Annotated in this window: 3 protein-coding genes and 1 pseudogene; 3 read left to right on the top strand and 1 reads right to left on the bottom strand. The window is 70.2% G+C overall.

Annotated elements, in window-relative coordinates; all coding sequences use genetic code 11:
* Positions 1–198 (bottom strand): ROK family protein (locus R6V09_RS51580; protein ID WP_442810304.1); only part of this gene is annotated, 198 nt, incomplete at its 3' end.
* Between the two features lie 110 nt (positions 199–308).
* Between R6V09_RS51580 and R6V09_RS51575 the strand changes: the two genes are divergently transcribed.
* The 3 genes and pseudogenes from R6V09_RS51575 to R6V09_RS51565 all read left to right on the top strand — a co-directional run.
* Positions 309–1,577, top strand: a complete 1,269-nt coding sequence (locus tag R6V09_RS51575) for an extracellular solute-binding protein (RefSeq protein ID WP_442810303.1) — start codon at positions 309–311, stop codon at positions 1,575–1,577.
* A gap of 62 nt (positions 1,578–1,639) precedes the next feature.
* Positions 1,640–1,891, top strand: coding sequence for a DUF3263 domain-containing protein (locus R6V09_RS51570; protein ID WP_317888316.1), 252 nt, complete (start codon positions 1,640–1,642; stop codon positions 1,889–1,891).
* 66 nt (positions 1,892–1,957) lie between these two features.
* Positions 1,958–2,177: pseudogene (locus R6V09_RS51565) on the top strand (trehalose-phosphatase); the annotation flags it as partial.

Below are 2,177 nucleotides of genomic sequence, written 5' to 3'. Positions count from 1 at the left end.
GGACGCGGGCTCGCCGTAGTGCTCCTCGCCGTACGCGCGCAGCTCGGCGGCGAAGCCGAGGATGTGCTCGACGACCGCGTCCGGTCCGTGCTCGCGGCCGGTCGCCCGGCGGGCCCGGTGGAGCAGCTCGCCCTCCGCCCCCACTAGGGCGGCTTTCATCCCGGTGCCGCCCACGTCGAGGGCGATGACATGTCTCACGGGGGACAGTGTGGCCCGTCTACCCGCGAGAGGTCTAGTCCACTTACGTGGTGTAGACCTTATGGGTTCGCAGAGCGAACGTCACGACAGCAAAGGTTGGGGATTCGGCAGTGCAGCGGCGCAGGACAGGAATGATCGCGGCGATGTCCGTACTGGGCATGACGGCGGTCCTCGGCGGCTGCGGCCTCGGCGGGGACTCCGGTGATGTCACCCTGAGACTCGTCGCCGCCGACTACGGCGACTCCGCGTCCAACAGCTCGCGGAAGTACTGGGACGCGCTCGTCAAGGCGTACGAGGCCAAGCACCCCGGTGTGAAGGTCGACGTCGGCGTGTACTCGTGGAACGAGGTCGACGCCAAGGTCAGGGCGATGGTCGACGCGGGGAAGGCCCCGGACATGGCGCAGATCGGCGCGTACGCCGACTACGCCGACGAGGGCAGGCTGTACTCCACCGCCGACCTGCTCTCCATCCCCGTGGAGGCCGACTTCCTGGAGCCGCTCGCGGACGCGGGGGAGGTCGACCACATCCAGTACGGCATTCCGTTCGCCGCGTCTACGCGCGTCCTCTTCTACAACAAGACCCTCTTCGCCGAGGCCGGCCTGACCCCGCCCAAGGACTGGAGCGAACTGGCCGCCGACGCCGAGGCGTTGAAGGAGCGGGGCGTGAAGTACCCGTTCGCGCTGCCGCTCGGCTCCGAGGAGGCGCAGGCAGAGACCATGCAGTGGCTGCTCGGCGGGGGCGGCGGCTACACCGACGACCTCGGCAGCACCTACACCCTCGACTCCACGGAGAACATCTCCACCTTCACCTGGCTGCGCGACAGCCTCGTCGGCAAGGGCCTGACCGGGCCCGTCGCACCCGCCGAGCTGAACCGCGCGGACGCGTTCGCCGCCTTCGCGAACGGTGACGTAGGCATGCTCAACGGACACCCGACCCTCATCCAGCAGGCGGCCAAGAAGGGCGTCAAGTTCGGCACGGTCGCGCTGCCGGGGCGCACCGGCAAGGCCAAGACCACGATGGGCGTCGCCGACTGGATGACCGCCTTCAAGCAGAACGGCCACCGCGACCAGATCGGCGACTTCCTCGACTACGTCTACAGCGAGAAGAACGTCCTCGCCTTCTCCCGCGAGTACGACCTGCTGCCCGTGACCAACTCCGCGTCCAAGGTGATGGAGGCGTCGAAGCAGGACCAGGCCCTCCGGCCGTTCCTGGAGGAACTCCCGCTGTCGACGCTCTACCCGGTCGGCAACACCTCCTGGTCCACGGTCAGCGCCGACATCAAGAAGCGCATAGGGCAGGCGGTCGCGGCGAAGGGCAGCCCGGGCGCGGTGCTGGGGCAGCTGCAGGCGGCGGCTTCGCTGGCGGAGAGCGGCAAGTAGCGTCGAGCGACGGCAGGCAGCGGCCGGGGCCGTTGTCAGTGGCGGGGGTTACGGTGCAGGGCATGGACAAGGACGGGCCCTCGCGGCTTCCCGCGCTGCACCGGAGGGAACAGGACATCCTCGCGCTGGAGCGCCGCGGCTTCCCGGGCCCCGGCGCGAAGGAGCGCGCGATACGCGAGGAACTGGGCCTGGCTCCCGTGCGCTACTACCAGCTGCTCAACGCCCTGCTGGACGACGAGCGGGCGCTGGCCCACGACCCGGTCACGGTGAACAGGTTGCGACGGGTGCGGGAGACACGTCGGTCGGAAAGGTGAGGGTCCCGCCGGTCGTACGGCGGCGAGCGAGGGTGGGACCGGCCCCACCCGGATAGGGTCGTTGACATGGGCAGCCCTCAGGACTCCACCGATCCCCTGCACGCACTGCCGACCCCCGTCACCCGCGCCGGTCGCGAAGGCCTGGAGGCGATCCTCGCGAAACCCGCCGCCGCGGTGATCGGGCTCGACTTCGACGGCACGCTTGCACCGATCGTCGCGGACCCCGAGCAGGCCCGTGCGCACCCGGGCGCGGTGCCCGCGCTGGCCGCCCTCGCCCCGAAGGTCG

Origin of the sequence: Streptomyces sp. W16 (assembly GCF_033194735.1) — a bacterium.
Taxonomy (GTDB): domain Bacteria; phylum Actinomycetota; class Actinomycetes; order Streptomycetales; family Streptomycetaceae; genus Streptomyces.
Note: the sequence above shows the minus strand (reverse complement) of the source record. Positions and strands in the feature narration are given on the sequence as shown.

Bases quoted from the DNA above. Each gene is read 5' to 3' on its own strand.
- R6V09_RS51570 (WP_317888316.1), top strand. From the start codon at position 1,640: ATGGACAAGGACGGGCCCTCGCGGCTTCCCGCGCTGCACCGGAGGGAA.